Here is a 17,984-nt window from a genome sequence, read left to right on the forward strand (position 1 = left end):
AGTATTATATACTAATAATTAATTATTTAAAAATATTTTGTGATAAATTTTAGATTTAAAAAGTTAAGAATATGTAAACTTTACATAGTTTTTGTACAAAATAAAATTAATAAAATAAAATTTAAGGGGGTTAAAAACCATGAGTGCAAAATTAAACAATAAATATGGATGTATAGAAATAGATAAACAAGTTATAGCTCAAGTAGTATATAGAGCAGCTATGGAAAGCTATGGTTTAGTAGGTTTTTCACAAAAAATAAAAGGTATAGTTGAATTACTAAAAGAAGGCAATATAGCAAAAGGTGTAAAAGTAGTAGAGTTAGAAGACAATACTATAGAAATAGAGTTATCAGTTATAATGCAATATGGAATCAATATAGCGACTGTTGCAAATAACATAATTGAAAGAGTTAAATATTCTGTTGAAAATGATACAGGTATAAAAGTCAGCAAAATAGACGTTAACGTTCAAGGTATTCGAGTAAAGTAATTTAGGAGGAAAGAAATGATTCAAAATATAGACGGAAAACAAGTAAGGGATATGTTTGTTTCTGGTGCAAATAACCTTAAAAATCATAAAGACTTAGTAGATAAATTAAATGTGTTCCCAGTTCCAGATGGAGATACAGGAACAAATATGTCTCTAACTATATCTTGTGCAATAAAAGAATTAAACAAAGTAGAACAAGATGACATAGGACAACTTGGAAAGGCTCTTTCTAAAGGTTCTTTAATGGGTGCTAGAGGAAACTCAGGAGTTATATTATCTCAAATAATAAGAGGTATAGCTAAATCAATAGAAGGTAAAGAAACACTTAATAGCATGGATATAGCTGAAGCATTAAAAAATGGTTCTGATACGGCTTATAAGGCTGTAATAAAACCAGTTGAAGGAACTATCTTAACAGTAGTAAGAGAAAGTTCAGACTATGCTTTAAAAGCTGCAGCATTAGAAGAAGACGTAATTGAATTTATGAAACTTCTAGTAAAAGAAGCTAACAACTCATTAGACAGAACTCCAGAATTATTACATGCTTTAAAAGAAGCTGGTGTTGTTGACTCTGGTGGTAAAGGGTTAGTTTTAGTATACGAAGGTATGTTAAAATCATTAGAAGGTCAATTTGTAGAAAGTCAAGAGATACAAACAACAGAAACTACTTCAGTACAAGTTGAAAATAGACTATCTACTGAAGATATAAAATTCCAATACTGTACAGAGTTTATACTTGAAACTGACAAAATATCTGACTTAAAAATGCGTGATATAATGATTAAATATGGAGACAGCTTAGTAGTTGTTGGTGATGACGGAATAATAAAAGTTCACGTTCATACTAATACTCCTGGTACGGTTCTTCAAGAAGCTTTAGCTTATGGTCAATTATTAACTATAAAAATAGAAAACATGAAATTACAACATGAAAACAAAGTAATAAAAGATGCACAAGAAGACAAAGAAGTTTCAGAACAAGCTGCTGTATCAGAAGAACCAAAAGAATTTGGATTTATAGCAACTTCAATGGGGCAAGGTTTAGCTAAAATATTTAAAGATTTTGGTGTTGATCACATAATAGAAGGTGGTCAAACTATGAACCCAAGTACTGAAGACTTTATGAATGCAATAGAAAAAATGAATGCACACAATATAATTATATTACCAAATAACAGCAATATAATTATGGCTGCAAATCAAGCTAAAGATTTAAGTGATAAAAATATAATAGTAATACCTACAAAAAACGTATCTCAAGCATTTGCTGCATTAGTTAACTTTGATGCTGATTTAACTATAGAAGAAAATGAAGCTAACATGGTAGAAGCTTTATCTACAGTTAAGAGTGGGCAAGTTACTTATGCTGTTAGAAACACTGTAATAAACGATGTTGAGGTAAAAGAAGGTAATATTATAGGTTTAGGTGAAGGTAAGTTATTATCAGCAGGTGATAATATAGATGAAATAACTACAAACCTTATAGAAAGTTTAGTAGATGAAGATAGTGCTATAATAACTTTATTCTATGGCGAAGATATTAAAGAAGAACAAGCAGAGGCTTTAAGAGAATCTCTAGAAGAAAAATTTGAAGATATCGACATAGAACTATACTATGGAGGCCAACCAATTTATTATTATTTAGTATCTGTTGAATAAAGAAATAAAATTATGTAAATAATGGGGGCTGTTTCAATTTTTATTGAGGACAGCCCTTTTTAAAGGTTTAAATATATTAAAATTTATCCTCTATAAAATAGAGGATTTTTTTAGGTGATGAGAATGAATATATTAAATAAAGATATTCAATTTGTAAAAGGCATAGGGCCTAAGAAAGCTGCAAAATTAAATAAATTAAATATATTTACAATAAAAGATTTATTATATTATTTTCCTAGGGCTTATGAAGATAGAAGTAATGTAAAAAAGATATATCAGTTAGAACATGATGAAAAAGCATGTACAAAAGGAATAATTAGCGATATTAAAACTTATGAAGCTAGAAATAAAATTAAAGTAACAAAATTTATAATTAGAGATGAGAGTGGATTTTTATCTCTTGTATTTTTCAACCAAGAATACTTGACAAAAGTATTTAAAAAAGGAGACAGTGTAATTGCTTATGGAAAAGTAAAAAAAGAAGGTGGATTTTTAGAAATGAATTCTCCACAGATAGAACATTTTACAAATGCACCTACATCTACATGCAAATTAATACCTGTTTATCCACTTACTTATGGAGTTACAAGTAAAGATATAATAAGTACTATAAAAAGTATATATACAAATGAAAAGGTAATTATACAAGAATATTTACCACAAGAGATAATTAATAAATATAAATTATGTAGCATAGATTTTGCTGTGAAAAATCTTCATATGCCACAAGATAAACAATCTTTAAAAATTGCACTATATAGAATGATTTTTGAAGAATTTTTAATTTTACAGATAGGTCTTTTTTACTTTAAAAGTGGAATAGATGACTCAGAAGGTATAAAGTTTGAAAAAAAAGAAAAATTAAATGATATAATCAAATCACTTCCATTTAATTTAACAAATGCACAAAACAGAGCTCTTTCTGAGGTTATAGAAGATATGACTAGTGATAATGTTATGAATAGATTGGTACAAGGAGATGTTGGGAGCGGGAAAACTATAGTAGCAGTGTTAGTACTTGCGTTATCTGTTTTAAATGGATATCAAGGCGCTTTAATGGCTCCTACAGAGATATTAGCTAGACAACATTATATATCTTTAAATGAGACGCTATCACCTTTTGACATAAAAGTAGACTTATTAGTTGGAAGTTTAACTAAAAAACAAAAAGAAAAAGTACTAGAAAGAATAAAAAACCACGAAGTAGATATCTTAATAGGAACTCATGCACTTATAGAAGATAATGTAGAGTTTAATAACTTAGGTATAGTTGTGACAGATGAACAACATAGATTTGGAGTAAGACAGAGAGCAAAACTATCTTCAAAAGGTAGCAATCCAGATATTTTAGTTATGACAGCCACACCAATACCTAGAACATTAGCACTTATACTTTATGGTGATTTAGATATATCTATAATAGATGAGCTTCCACCAGGAAGACAACCAATAGACACAAGAGCTTTTGAATCTAAAAAAAGAGACTTTATCTACACTAACTTTATAAGAGACGAAATAACAAAAGGAAGACAAGTTTATGTAGTCTGTCCATTAGTAGAAGAAAGTGAAGCTATAGAAGCAAAAGCTGCAGAAGATTTAAGAGATGAATTAAAAGAAAAGTATTTTTCTGATTTAAATGTAGAAGTTCTACATGGAAAAATGAAGCCTAGTTTAAAAGACAAAATAATGAATGACTTTAAAAATAATAAAATTCAAATATTAGTATCTACAACTGTAATAGAAGTTGGAGTAAATGTTCCAAATGCAACTTTGATGATTATCGAAAATGCAGAAAGATTTGGACTTGCACAACTTCACCAGCTTAGAGGTAGGGTCGGTAGAGGTTCACATAAATCTCATTGTATATTAATATATTCCTCAAAGACGAATGTATGTAAGGAACGTATGGAGATTATGGAAGAGACTAACGATGGATTTAGAATTTCTGAAAAAGATCTAGAAATTAGAGGTCCAGGTGAGTTCTTTGGAACTAGACAACATGGTATTCCAGAATTAAAAGTAGCCAATATTTTTAAGCATATAAAAGTTTTAAAATTGGCACAAGAAGAATCAAAAAATATTTTTAGAGAAGATAAAAATTTAAATAAAAAAGAACATATTTTGTTAAAAAAAGAAATGATTGAAAAATTTAGTAATATTAACAAAGAAATCTCATTAAACTAAGAGATTTTATGTTAGAATATATTTATTGAAGGGAGAATAAAATTTGAGAGTTATATCAGGAAAAGCAAGAGGATTAAAATTAAATACTCCTAAAAATGAAGATGTTAGACCGACAACAGATAGAGTAAAAGAATCATTATTTAATATAATAAATCCTTATGTTATGGACAATAATGTTTTGGATTTATTTGCTGGAACAGGTTCTTTAGGTATAGAATGTTTATCAAGAGGAGCACATAAATGTGTTTTTGTAGATAAAAGCAAGGAAAGTATGGCTATAGTTAAATCTAATATTAAAAAGGCCAGAGTTGAAAATGAAAGTACTACTTTAAATATAGATTTTAAAAGTGCTGTTACATCTTTAGGCAGACAAGGTGAAAAATTTACAATAATATTTATGGATCCACCTTACTATAAAAATATGTTTATAGATGCATTATCATCAGTAGATGAAAATAATTTACTTGAAGAAGATGGCATAATCGTTGTAGAGCATGATACAAAAGATAGCTTCCCAGAAAATGTTGGAAGACTATATAAAAGTAGAGAAAAAAAATATGGAAATACAACACTAACATTTTATAAGATGGAGGAAGCGTAATGAATAAAAAGTTTACAAAAGCTATGTTTGCTGGTAGTTTTGACCCTATAACTAATGGACACTTAGATATAATATGCAGGGCCTCAAAAATCTTTGATGAGTTACAAATAGGCGTACTTCACAACCCAAATAAAAAGGGGCTTTTTAATTTTGACGAAAGAGTGGAGTTAATTAAATCTTGTACATCTCACCTAGACAACATTAAAATAGTTAGCTTTGATGGGCTATTAGTAGATTATTGTCATGCAAATGATATAGGTACACTAGTTAGAGGCGTTAGAAGCGAAGCAGATGTAAACTATGAGCTTCAAATGGCACATATGAATAGAGAGTTAAATCCAGATATAGAGACAATATTTTTACCTACAAATACAAAGTACTCATTTATAAGTTCTTCATTAATAAAAGAAGTGCTTGCATTTGATGCAGATGTTAAAAATTTAGTGCCAAAACAAGTTTTAATAGCATTAAAAAACAAGAGTAAGGGGAGATAAAAATGGTTGAAATGGAACTGATTGATTTACTAAGACAACTTGAGATGATTGTGGAGGAGGCTCCTGCAAAGGCATTTTCACATAAAGTAGTTGTAGATAGAGAAGAAATTTTAAGTTTAATAAAAGAAATGAAGTCTGTTATTCCAGAAGAAGTAAAACAAGCATCTTGGATAAATACTGAAAGAGTTAAAATTATAAGTGATGCTAAAAGAGAAGCTGAAGAAATAGTTTTACAAGGTGAAAAAGAAGCAGAAAGATTATTAAAAGAAAACCAAAGAAATCTTGAAGACTTAGATAAAGAATACCAACAAAAAATTGAGTATATGATAGAAAATAATCAAGTAGTTCAAAGAGCAAATGAAAGAGCAGATGAAATAAAAGAAAAAGCTGAAAAATATAAATATGAGATGATTGAAAGATCAAATCAATATGCAGAAGATGTTTTAAGCTTTTTAGAACAAAAACTAGAAGAAACACTTGAAGAAGTTAAAAACAATAAAAGAGAACTTAATCCTAGAATGTAGGAATGAAAACATCTGATAAATTATATCAGGTGTTTTTTATTTTAAGGAAATTAGACATTATCTGGTTTGTAGATAATGTCTAATTTCCAACTTATTAACTAAAGCAACGGAATCTCCGATTCGTTGGCGCCATGAGCGAAGCGAATTTTTTTGTTATACAAAATAAATATTTAGGCTTTATTGAGAATATAATTTATATTGATAATATATGAAATAAAGTAATAATTTGGTATAATGAAAGAGAAATTAGGGATAAAATGAGGGAATGGGTATATTTATACCAAGATATAAGGAGGAGTAATATGATATGTAATAATTGTCATAATAAAAATGACAAAGATGCAAAATTTTGTAGGGTTTGTGGAACGCCATTAAACACTGAGAATACATATGATAATAAACATTTAAAGTATTCAAATAAAAAAAGTTCAACAAGTTTAAAATTTGTGGTGGCATTATCGTGCATAGTTGTTTGTTTGGGGATTTTTGTGATTTTTAAAACAGGAGTTTTTAGTGGAGGGGAAAATGATTTTTCGTCTTCTACAAAAGATCAAGGCTCAAACCAAGTGTCAAGTCAAACATCAAATGTAGAGAAAGATAAAAAAACTGACACTACTATTAATAAAGAAGTTTCTAAACTGTATATATCTAATACTGACTGTAGTTCAATACTTCACGACTCTACAAGTATAAACTATGGTTCAAGTAAAGCTATAGATGGGGATTTTTCTACAGTTTGGTCTGAAGGAGTTTCAGGATTTGGCCAAGGTGAATGGATAAGACTTGATCTTGATTCTACTTACACAATTGAGAAAGTAAAAATAGTTAATGGTCTTGTAAATAATAAAAATGGATATTACAACAATAATCGACCAGAATCAATTACACTTAGTTTTTCAGATGGAAGTAGCCAAAGTATTAAATTAGAAGACAATAATACAGGATATCAAATAGTAAATATAAAACCAGTTAAATCAGAATACGTTAAATTCACAATAGACTCTGTTTATTATGGACAAAAATACAATGATACTTGTATAGCAGATATAGAGGTATTAGGTTATTAAAATAATTATAAATGGGAGATAAGGATGTATATACTTATATTTGAACCTCACAAAGGTTGTAGAAAGGTTTTATTAGACAAGAGAGCAGAAAAAATAAATTTAGGTAGAAGTTTAAGAGATGGATATGGAAATATACAAATGAGTACAGACTTTTTACCAGATTATGTTGGAGTAATAATTTATAAAGACGACAAATTTTATTTTAGAAATTATGGCAAAATAAAAATTTTTGTAAATAACAACCAGCTTAATGATTCGACTACAGCAGTTAGGTTAACTCATGGAAGTATGATTAGAATAGAACACGGTATTAGTAGCGGAGTATATATAGGAGTTGTAGATGGAGAAATAGAAAATAAATGGAAGATCTTTAATCCAGAAGAACATAGATTTTTAAACGTTCAAAAAGATAGAAGAGGATATATAATAAGAAATACAGAAAATATAATTTATAAAGGCAAAAAAATAAATACAGATTACTTTATCCCTAGAAATGGAGATATATTTATCAATCAAAATTATATATTCTGTTGCTTAAAAAACAACTTATTTTTTGAAAAAATTAAAAATACAACTTCTCAAGAACACGTAAAATTTATAAATAATACAAGTGTAGAAAATAATATAAAAAATCAATCTAACTTAAATAAAGTAAATAATCCTAATAAAAATTATATTTCAAATAATAAACCAGCTATACTTATGTCTAATGTAACTAGATATGATAAAAAGAAAAAGTGGTATAGATTAAAAGATGTCAACTTGAAAATCAATTCGGGAAGGCTTGTAGCTATTATGGGAGTTTCGGGTGCAGGAAAGAGTACATTGTTTGATGCTATATTAAAAAGATTAAAACTAGATTCTGGAGAGATAATTATAGACGGAAATGAGTTGGGACATGTTCCCCAATTTTCTGTCTTAAGAAAAGGCAATACTGTGCAAGAAGTTATGGAGTTTTACGCTAGTAAAAAATTAAAGGGATATACAAAACAGCAGAAAATGCAGAAGATAGATAGTTTATTAGAAAAATTAAATTTATCTTTATTTAAACAATCACTGGTTGGAAGGTTGAGTGGTGGCCAATCTAGAAGATTAGATATAGCAGTACAGCTTTTAAATGAACCAAAAGTAATTTTAATGGACGAACCTGATTCTGGATTAGATGTAAAAAGTTGTAGAGAGCTTTATGAAATATTATCTAGATTAGTATCTGAAAAAAACAGCACCATTTTAGTTATAACTCATAATACACATATGGCATGTAAGTATCCTTATATAGACGATCTTTTATTTATGGCATCTCAAGGTAGAATATGTTTTTATGGAGAAAAAGATAAGGCATTGGAATATTTTAATATAAGTGATTTAGACGATATATATAATGCTGTTGAAAACAATCAGGATTACTTTGTACAAAAATACAACAATTTATTAAATAGGAGAGTTTAGGGGTATGGGAGTTATAATAAAAAACTATATAAAGAACCTAAAAAATGAAAAATCACATTATATATTTATTGGATTTCCTCTTATTATATCTATCTGCGTAGGTCTTACATTAAGAGGTAAGATGTTTGAGGATTATAGAGACACAAGGTCAAGATTATTTGCTATAGTATGTGTTGCAATATGGATTGGGCTTTTTAACTCAGTACTTGAAATATGTAAAGAAAGAGAAAGTATAAAAATGGATTTAGATAGTGGATTTAAATCTATAGAATTATTTTTTGCTAGATTTTTAGTACAAGCAGTAGTATGTTTATTTCAATCTATAATAATATTTGTAATATGTGCATTATTTGCAGAATTTCCATCAGAAGGTGCTGTAATAGGCTCTTCTTATATAGAATATATATTATCTATTTTTTTAATAACATTTAGTGCAGATGTGATGGGATTGTTGATTTCGTCATTATGTCCAAGTAACGATATAGCAAATAGAAGTTTACCGTTTATACTTATGGTACAATTTATATTTTCAGGACAATTATTTGAACTCGGGGACACTTTAGATAAAATATCTAAATTTACTATAAGTAAATGGGGCATGGATTTATTAGGCTCAATAGGCAATATAACTGATTTAACAATAACAATACCAGTAGAAGATAGTATTTACGATACTTTTAAATTTAGTGCAGAACATGTAATTAACTTATGGGCAATATTAATTTTATTTATACTTATCTTTTCTATATTATCAATATTATTTATATATAGAATAAAATTTGAAAAAAAATAAAATATTATAATAAAAGTAAAAGAAACTATGAAAGGATGATTTTTCATAGTTTCTTTTATTTAAGACGATAAATCTTTAAGACGGGCAAATAAATATATCAATAATATAGCTATGAGAAATGGTGTAAAATTATCAATATAAAGATCATAATATGTATAACTATTATTGTTTGTAAAGAAAGTAGGAACTAATGAGGATTTGTTTAAAATTAAAAATACATATGTAAAAATACCAGCAAAAAGTCCATGTAAGAACTTAGCGAATATGTACAAATTGACTTTTATATCAGTTTTGGCTATGAAGCTAGAGCATTGAGCCAAAATAGATAAACCACTAAAAGCAACTAAAAAGCTGCAAAGTGGAACTAAAAGAGTAAAAGATATATTACTTATTTGACTTAAATTATTACATCCTATAGTCATTTCAAATAACCCGCTTAGAAAAGCTGAAACTATATCAGGAGTAATATTAAATGGTGATAATATAATACAGACAAAGTATGCTATAAAATCTATTACTTTAAAAAATTTTAGGACTTCGAAAAACACAGAAAACATAATTACAAATCCACCTATAGCAAGCAATGTATTCACACCATCGACAACAGCTTTGCCAAATAATACAAAAAATCCATCGGATTTTGTATCATCATATATTATATTATTTATATCTTTTAAAATAGTATTTTTTGTTTTATCTCTTTTTTCTTTACCGTAATTTCTAAATATTATTCCTACAGCCAAAGAAGCTAGATAGTGGCATAAAAGCATTATATAACCTAAATGAGGATTTTTTAACATACCTGTTCCGACACTACCGATAATAAATAGAGGACCAGATGTAGAGCAAAATGATACTAATCTCTGTCCTTCATATTTAGAAATTTTATTTTGTTGCCTAAGTTCACTTGCAAATTTTGAACCCACAGGATATCCAGATACCATCGAAATTGCAAAAATTAACCCAGAGCGACCGCTTACATTAAATATTTTTTGAGTTAGGGGATTAATTAAGATTCCAAGTATATCGACGATTTTCAAGGATACAATTAAGTTAGCACCAATTATAAATGGCAATAACGAAGGCATTAATATATTTAACCAAATAGAAATACCCCCTGTAGCTGCTTTTATAGCTGATTTAGGAGCTAATACTATACCTAAAATAATAAGACAAATTACCAGTTTTGGTGCAAAAAAAGTTATTAGTTTTTTTAATTTCATATCTTCACCTTACTTTTGGGATTTTCTTATTAATAATGATATTTTTTAAATTTTAAAAATATGAATATCCACATCATTTTATTTATGCACAACAAATAATTTGCCATATTTATGTAAAAAAATTATAATTATACTATATGAATAGAGAGGGTATGAACAATGTTTAGTAATATTTCGAATAAGAAGGTTTATGAGCAAGTAATAGAACAAATCCAAGATAATATAATGGATGGAACTTTTAAAAAAGGGGATAAACTTCCTTCAGAGAGAGATCTTTCTGAAACTATGGGGGTGAGTAGAACATCTATAAGAGAGGCTCTTAGAGTTCTAGAAACTATGGGTGTAGTTGAAAGTAGACAAGGAGAGGGCAATTTTATATGTTCTAATATAGAAAAATCATTATTGCAACCTCTTTCAATGATGTTTAAATTAAATGAAGGTAGCTGGAGTGATATTTTCGAACTGAGAAATGTTTTGGAAATAGAATGTGCTAGATTATCGGCATTAAGAGCTACAGAGTTAGATTGTAGAGAACTTTTAGATATAGTTCAAAAGATGGAGGAAGAAACTTTAAATAAAAATAAAACAGAGGTTTTAGTTGAACTAGACAAAAACTTTCACAACTTATTATCGAGCATAAGTAAAAATTATTTAATTGAAAGTCTATTTATAACAACATCAAATTTATTTGAAAAATTTATAGAGGATGCTAGATATAAAATAATTTCATATGATGCAAGTAAGGGTAGTGCAAATTTATTAAATCAGCATAAACGAATTTGTGAAGCTATTATCAAAAAAGACGAACACATGGCATCGGAGGCTATGAGGGAACATATGGAATATGTAATAAAAAACACATTGTAATAGTATAAAAGCCTTATTTATAAATAAAAGTAATAAATCTTATGAATTGGTAGTATAATTTATTTTTTATTTTCAAAAAAAATTTTATATTTTAAATGGTGTTAATAAATAAACAATTATTGATTTATAAAAAAGATTATACTACCATTTAAGTGTAAGTGGTAATACCACATACCACCACTGGCATGACCAGTTAAAATAAGGGGGAAAAATTTAATGAATAATGATTACATGTTGTTTGCAATCGCAATGATTCCGGTTTTATGGCTTATTATATCTTTAGGAGTATTAAAGATGCCAGCTCACAAAACTTGTTCTTTCACAGTAATATTGACATTAATAATTGCAATGATATGCTGGAGGATGAAGTTTATTGATGGAATCACAGCTACAGTAGAAGGGATGGCAATAGCACTTTGGCCAATACTTTTAGTAATAGTAGCAGCATTATTTACTTACAATTTGGCAGTTGAAACAAAAACAATGGACGTAATAAAGACAATGCTTTCGAGTATAACAACTGATAAAAGAATCCAAGTTTTAATATTAGCATGGGGATTTGGAGGATTTTTGGAAGCTGTTGCAGGATACGGAACAGCAGTTGCTATACCAGCAAGTATATTAGCATCATTAGGATTTAACCCAATTTTTGCAGCGGTGATATGTTTATTGGCCAATACAGTTCCAACAGCATTTGGAGCACTTGGAATACCAGTAACTACACTAGCAACAGTGACAGGACTTGAAGTAGTTCATCTAAGTTATGTTACATCAATTCAATTAGCAGGATTTATAATATTAATTCCGTTTTTGCTTGTAATACTTACAGAAAAGAGTATTAAAGCATTAAAGGGAGTAGTCGGAATAACATTAATCTCAGGGATAACGTTTGCTGTACCGCAGATAATAATAGCAAAATATTTAGGTGCAGATTTACCAGCATTAGTAGCAAGTATATGTTCAATGGCATGTACAATTATATGTGCAAAATTAATGAATAAAGAAAAAGTACAAACAAAACAAGAAGATAAAATAGAATTAAAACAAGGTATATTAGCATGGTTACCATATATACTTCTTTGTGTGTTAATACTTTTAGCAAGTCCTTTAGTTCCAAGTATAAATGCATTTTTAGCAAAAGCAAGTAGTAATATACATATTTATACTGGGGATTCAACTTCAACAACAGCATTTTCATGGATAAATACTCCAGGTATGATGATATTAATAGCCACATTTATAGCAGGCTTAATTCAAAAATTAAAATTTACATATATGTTAGACGTATTAAAAAGAACTATTATACAGCTTAAAACTTCATTTATAACAATAATGTCAATAGTTGCAATATCAAAGATAATGTCACATAGTGGGATGACAAGTTCAATATCTTTTGGTCTATGTGCAATAACAGGTAGTTTCTATCCATTAATATCACCACTATTAGGGGCAATAGGAACATTTGTTACAGGCAGTGATACATCAGCTAATATATTATTTGGTGCATTGCAAACAGAAGCAGCCAAATCACTATCAATTGATCCTTATTGGATAGCAGCTGCTAATACGGCTGGAGCTACTGCAGGAAAGATGATTTCGCCACAAAGTATCGCAATAGCTACTTCAGCTACTGGCCTTATAGGCAGTGAAGGGAAGATACTTTCAACAACAGTTAAATATTGTTTAGGATATGTCGTAATACTAGGACTTATTGTTTACTTCGGTGGAGGGATATTGACATTATTTTAGTAAAGATCTTAAAAATAGTATAAAACTCACTTGAAAATAAATTTAATTTGTTTTAAATAAATATAAAAATATATAGATTTAGGGGGAAGGAAAATGGCAAAGATACATGTACCTTATTCAAAAGACGGCATGGATTTAAATATAGAAGATAAAAATCTTTTAAAAGTTTTGACATCAAAGGCACACGACTTTAAGCCAGAAAAAAGTGAATCTCAATTAGTAGAAGATTCTATGGATAATCCAATTGGCTCTAAAAAATTAGAAGAATTAGCAATTGGAAAAAAGAACATTGTAATAATTACAAGTGACCATACTAGACCTGTTCCAAGTAAAGTTACAATGCCTATAATTCTTAGAAGAATAAGAAGTGTAAATAAAGAAGCTAAAATAAAAATATTAATAGCTAATGGATTTCACAGACCTACAACAAAAGAAGAGTTGATATTTAAAATGGGTGAAGAAATAGTTGAAAACGAAGAAATAGTGATGCATATATCAACTGATGATTCACAAATGGTAAAAGCAGGTGTATTGCCATCTGGGGGAGATTTTTATCTAAATAAAGTAGCATTTGAGGCTGATTTATTAATAGCAGAGGGATTTATAGAACCACATTTCTTTGCAGGATTTTCTGGAGGAAGAAAGAGCATACTTCCTGGAATAGCATCAGCAAAGACTATAATGTATAACCACTGTAGTGAGTTTATAGACAGCAAAAATGCTAGAACAGGAATACTTACAGATAATCCAATACATAAAGATATGGTATATGCAGCAAAAAAAGCAAATCTAGCATTTATAGTAAATGTTGTTATAGATCAAGATAAAAAAGTAATAGCATCTTTTGCAGGTGATGTTGAAGAAGCTCATAAAGTAGGGTGCGATTTTGTAACAGAATTATCAAAAATAGATGCAACTCCTGCTGATATAGCAATAAGTACAAATGGTGGATATCCACTGGATCAAAATATATATCAAGCTGTCAAGGGGATGACAGCAGCAGAAGCTACATGTAAAGAAGGTGGAGTAATTATAATGATTGCCGCTTGTAATGATGGTCATGGAGGTCAATCTTTTTATGATAATATTGCAAATGCATCTTCGCCAACTGAAATACTTAATAGAGTAAGAAGCGTAGATAAGGGTGAGACAGTACCTGACCAGTGGGAATTTCAAATACTAGCGAGAATTCTAGAAAAATATACAGTAATCATGGTTACAGATATGTGTGACCCACAAATGATAAAAAATATGCATATGAAACACGCGTATAACTTCGATGAAGCATTAAAAATGGCATATGAAATAAAAGGCAATGATGCAAAAGTAGTCGTAATACCAGATGGTGTTTCTGTAATAGTTAAATAAATGGAGGGGTAGAATATGGAAATAGTAGTATGTGTTAAACAAGTTCCTGGAACATCAGAAGTTGAAGTAGATCCAGTTACAGGAGTATTAAAAAGAGATGGTGTAGATTCAAAAATGAATCCATATGATTTATTTGCTCTTGAAACAGCACTAAGAATAAAAAAAGAAAACAATGCAACTCTTAAAACAATAACAATGGGACCACCACAAGCAAAAAAAGTAATAAGTGAAAGTTTTTCAATGGGTGTTGATGATGGAGCTATAGTAAGTGATAGAAAATTTGGTGGTGCTGACGTTTTAGCAACAGCTTATACTTTGGCACAAGGTATACACAAAATAGGAAATCCAGACTTAATAATATGTGGTAAACAAACAACTGACGGTGATACTGCTCAAGTTGGACCAGAAATAGCTGAATTTTTAAATATACCACATGTTACAAATGTAACTAAAATAATTGAGATAGGGGAAAAATCAATAGTAGTTGAAACTGATCTTCCAACAACTTTAGAAGTATGTGAAATAAGTTATCCATGTTTAATAACAGTTGAAAAAGATATATTCCAACCAAGACTTCCATCTTTTAAATTAAAAATGGCAACTAAAGATAAGGAAATACCGATGATAACATTAAAAGATATGGATGATACTGATGAAAAACACTATGGACTTAATGGTTCAGCAACACAAGTAATAAGAATCTTCCCACCAGAACCAAATACTGATAAAGATATAGTTCGTGGGGATTGTGAAGAACTTACTGAAACATTATTTAATAAAATAGTAGATTTAAAAATACTTTAGTTTGAGGGGGATATAAAATGGCAAAGATAGTAATCAATCAAGATAAAATAGATAATATAGAAGAAGTCTTACAAATATGTCCATTTGATGCAATGGAAGAAGTAGACGGAAAAATAGAAATAAATGCGGCATGTAAAATGTGTAAAATGTGTGTCAAAAAAGGACCAAAAGGGGCATTTATATTTGAAGAAGATGAAGTAGTTTTAATAAATAAAGATGAGTGGAGAGGTATAACAGTTTATGTTGATCATAATGATGGAGAAATACATCCAGTCACTTATGAATTAATAGGAAAAGCGCGCGAACTTACAGCAAAAATAAACCATCCAGTAAACTGCGTATTTGTAGGAAATAATATAAAAGATAAATGCGGACAATTACTTGATTATGGAGTAGATGAAGTATTTGTATACGATTCTGAAGAATACGATAAATTTAGAATAGAACCTTACAGTGCAGCATTAGAAGATTATATAAATAACAACAAACCTTCTATAATGTTAGTTGGAGGTACTACATTAGGTAGATCACTTGCACCAAGACTTGCAGCTCGTTTTAGAACAGGACTTACAGCAGACTGCACAATACTTGATATACAAGAAAATACAGATTTAGACCAAATAAGACCAGCATTTGGCGGTAATATAATGGCTCATATAAACACTCCAAACAGTAGACCACAATTTGCAACAGTTAGATATAAAATATTTAATATACCAGAAAAAGTAGAAGAACCTACAGGAAAAATTACTTTATGTTCAGTAGAAAAAGAAAAATTAACTTCTAATATAAAAGTGCTTGAAACTAAAATAAAAAATAAAGTAGTTGGAATAGAAGAAGCAGAAGTAATAGTTGTAGCATCAAGAGCATTTAAAAAAGAAGAAGATTTAAAGATGCTAAATGAATTAGCAGATGTACTTGGAGCACAAATCGCAGGAACTAGACCGACTATAGAATGTGGATGGGTAGACCCTAAGAAACAAATAGGTCTTAGTGGTAGAACAGTAAAACCAAAATTAATAATAACTTGTGGTGTATCAGGAGCAGTACAATTTGTAGCAGGTATGAAAGGCTCTGATTATATAATAGCTATAAACCAAGATGAAAAAGCACCTATATTTGACGTTGCACACTTAGGTATTATAGGGGATATATATGAAATAATACCTAAGCTTACTGAAAAAATAAAAGCAATGAAAAATGAAAATAAACAAAAAGTAGCACAAATGGCAGAATAGGGGGGAATTAAAATGTACAAAAAAATAGATCAAAATGATATAGATTTTTTACTAACTATTTTAGATAAAGAAGACGTAGTAGTAGGAAGTGATATAAACGAAGACTATGCTCATGATGAATTAGCAGGTGAAATAAAATATCCTGAAGTATTAGTATTTGTTCATACTACAGAACAAGTTTCAAAGATAATGAAATATGCTTATGAAAATAATATACCAGTAACACCTAGAGGACAAGGTACTGGGCTTTCTGGAGCGTCTGTTGCCCTTTATGGAGGTATAATGCTATGTCTTACTAAAATGGATAAAATATTAGAATTAGACGAAGAAAACTTAACATTGACAGTTGAACCAGGTGTATTATTGATGACAATAGCACAATATGTAGAAGATCATGATTTATTTTACCCACCAGACCCAGGTGAAAAAAGTGCTGCTATAGGTGGTAATATAAATACTAATGCAGGTGGGATGAGAGCTGTAAAATACGGTGTTACAAGAGATTATGTAAGAGGTCTTGAATGTGTACTTCCAAATGGAGAAGTAATAAATGTTGGTGGTAAAGTAGTTAAAAACTCTTCTGGATATTCAATAAAAGACTTAGTAGTAGGTTCAGAAGGACAACTTGCTATAGTAACTAAAGCTATATTAAAATTACTTCCACTACCTAAAAAAGCAATAAGTTTATTAATACCTTTCCCTGATTTAGCTCTTGCTATAGATACTGTGCCTAAAATAATAAAATCAAAATCTATACCAACTGCTATAGAATTTATGGAAAGAGAAGCTATAATAGGTGCTGAAGAGTTTTTAGGTAAAAAATTCCCAGATAACTCATCAAATGCTTACTTATTATTAAAATTTGATGGTAATTCAACAGAAGAAATTGAAAGAGAATACGAAAACGTAGCTAAACTTTGCTTGGAATGTGGAGCATATGATGTATTAATAGCAGATACAGACGAAAGAAATGAATCAATATGGTCTGCAAGGGGAGCATTCTTAGAAGCATTTAAAGCTAGCAGTGAAATAGATGAATGTGATGTAGTTGTGCCAAGAGATAAGGTTGCAGAATTCGTTAGATTTACTCATGACATACAATCAGATGTAGGACTTAGAATAAAAAGTTTTGGTCATGCAGGAGATGGTAACTTGCATGTTTACCCACACAAAGACGATTTAGATGATAAAACATGGCATGAAAGACTTGGTAAAGCATTTGATTTAATGTTTGCAAAAGCTAGGGAATTAGATGGTGAAGTTTCTGGAGAACATGGAATAGGTTATGCAAAGAGTTTATATTTTGTAGAATCTAAAAATGAAACTTATATAAATTTATTAAAAGGAATAAAAACTGCTTTTGATCCTAAACACATATTAAATCCAGGAAAATTATATAAAGTAAACTAAAAATAATAATAAATTTACAAATAAAACTTATGAAAGTAAGAGAGTCTGCGTGATGTAGGCTCTC

General features: G+C 29.2%; 16 protein-coding genes. 15 read left to right on the forward strand and 1 reads right to left on the reverse strand.

The genetic code is table 11. From position 1 onward, the window contains the following. Positions 1-139: 139 nt before the first annotated feature. From RDX53_RS11085 to RDX53_RS11125, 9 genes are all read left to right on the forward strand, one after another. Positions 140-490 (forward strand): Asp23/Gls24 family envelope stress response protein, encoded by a 351-nt coding sequence (locus RDX53_RS11085; protein ID WP_295572457.1) that lies wholly within the window; start codon positions 140-142, stop codon positions 488-490. Positions 491-505: 15 nt separating this feature from the next. Further along, the gene (locus RDX53_RS11090; protein WP_195931353.1) at positions 506-2,149 is read left to right on the forward strand and encodes a DAK2 domain-containing protein; all 1,644 of its coding nucleotides are present in this window, start codon (positions 506-508) and stop codon (positions 2,147-2,149) included. A gap of 123 nt (positions 2,150-2,272) precedes the next feature. After that, a complete protein-coding gene (gene recG, locus RDX53_RS11095) occupies positions 2,273-4,333 on the forward strand; it encodes an ATP-dependent DNA helicase RecG (protein ID WP_195931352.1) in 2,061 nt (686 codons plus the stop codon). Positions 4,334-4,376: 43 nt separating this feature from the next. Next, on the forward strand, positions 4,377-4,934 hold the full coding sequence (gene rsmD, locus RDX53_RS11100; protein ID WP_195931351.1) for a 16S rRNA (guanine(966)-N(2))-methyltransferase RsmD: 558 nt from the start codon (positions 4,377-4,379) through the stop codon (positions 4,932-4,934). Further along, positions 4,934-5,428, forward strand: coding sequence for a pantetheine-phosphate adenylyltransferase (gene coaD / locus RDX53_RS11105; RefSeq protein ID WP_195931350.1), 495 nt, complete (start codon positions 4,934-4,936; stop codon positions 5,426-5,428). Before rsmD ends, coaD begins: the two co-directional genes overlap by 1 nt. 2 nt (positions 5,429-5,430) lie before the next feature. Continuing rightward, positions 5,431-5,952, forward strand: coding sequence for a hypothetical protein (locus RDX53_RS11110; protein WP_195931349.1), 522 nt, complete (start codon positions 5,431-5,433; stop codon positions 5,950-5,952). Between the two features lie 302 nt (positions 5,953-6,254). After that, on the forward strand, positions 6,255-7,019 hold the full coding sequence (locus RDX53_RS11115; RefSeq protein ID WP_195931348.1) for a discoidin domain-containing protein: 765 nt from the start codon (positions 6,255-6,257) through the stop codon (positions 7,017-7,019). Between the two features lie 24 nt (positions 7,020-7,043). After that, positions 7,044-8,468 carry an ATP-binding cassette domain-containing protein gene (locus tag RDX53_RS11120; RefSeq protein ID WP_195931347.1) on the forward strand — a complete coding sequence of 475 codons (1,425 nt, stop codon included), beginning with the start codon at positions 7,044-7,046 and terminating at the stop codon, positions 8,466-8,468. A gap of 4 nt (positions 8,469-8,472) precedes the next feature. Then, positions 8,473-9,261 carry an ABC transporter permease gene (locus RDX53_RS11125; RefSeq protein ID WP_295733070.1) on the forward strand — a complete coding sequence of 263 codons (789 nt, stop codon included), beginning with the start codon at positions 8,473-8,475 and terminating at the stop codon, positions 9,259-9,261. Positions 9,262-9,320: 59 nt separating this feature from the next. Here the strand turns inward: RDX53_RS11125 and ylbJ are convergent, their stop codons facing one another. Further along, the gene (gene ylbJ, locus RDX53_RS11130; RefSeq protein ID WP_195930959.1) at positions 9,321-10,484 is read right to left on the reverse strand and encodes a sporulation integral membrane protein YlbJ; all 1,164 of its coding nucleotides are present in this window, start codon (positions 10,482-10,484) and stop codon (positions 9,321-9,323) included. Positions 10,485-10,643: 159 nt separating this feature from the next. Between ylbJ and RDX53_RS11135 the strand changes: the two genes are divergently transcribed. The 6 genes from RDX53_RS11135 to RDX53_RS11160 all read left to right on the forward strand — a co-directional run bounded on the left by RDX53_RS11135 (position 10,644) and on the right by RDX53_RS11160 (position 17,920). Then, positions 10,644-11,351, forward strand: coding sequence for a FadR/GntR family transcriptional regulator (locus tag RDX53_RS11135; protein WP_195930958.1), 708 nt, complete (start codon positions 10,644-10,646; stop codon positions 11,349-11,351). A 216-nt stretch (positions 11,352-11,567) separates the two neighbouring features. Then, entirely contained in the window at positions 11,568-13,100 is a 1,533-nt protein-coding gene (locus tag RDX53_RS11140) for an L-lactate permease (RefSeq protein ID WP_195930957.1), read from the forward strand. A gap of 93 nt (positions 13,101-13,193) precedes the next feature. After that, positions 13,194-14,468 (forward strand): nickel-dependent lactate racemase, encoded by a 1,275-nt coding sequence (larA, locus tag RDX53_RS11145; RefSeq protein ID WP_195930956.1) that lies wholly within the window; start codon positions 13,194-13,196, stop codon positions 14,466-14,468. Between the two features lie 15 nt (positions 14,469-14,483). Beyond that, complete coding sequence (locus RDX53_RS11150; protein ID WP_295572477.1) at positions 14,484-15,272, forward strand: electron transfer flavoprotein subunit beta/FixA family protein; 789 nt, start codon at positions 14,484-14,486, stop codon at positions 15,270-15,272. Between the two features lie 17 nt (positions 15,273-15,289). Continuing rightward, positions 15,290-16,510: an FAD-binding protein gene (locus RDX53_RS11155; RefSeq protein WP_307994161.1), complete on the forward strand. Its 1,221-nt coding sequence runs from the start codon at positions 15,290-15,292 to the stop codon at positions 16,508-16,510. Between the two features lie 12 nt (positions 16,511-16,522). Then, positions 16,523-17,920: an FAD-binding oxidoreductase gene (locus RDX53_RS11160; protein ID WP_295675330.1), complete on the forward strand. Its 1,398-nt coding sequence runs from the start codon at positions 16,523-16,525 to the stop codon at positions 17,918-17,920. Positions 17,921-17,984: the final 64 nt, after the last annotated feature.

The organism is uncultured Intestinibacter sp., assembly GCF_902468165.1.
Classification (GTDB): domain Bacteria; phylum Bacillota; class Clostridia; order Peptostreptococcales; family Peptostreptococcaceae; genus Intestinibacter.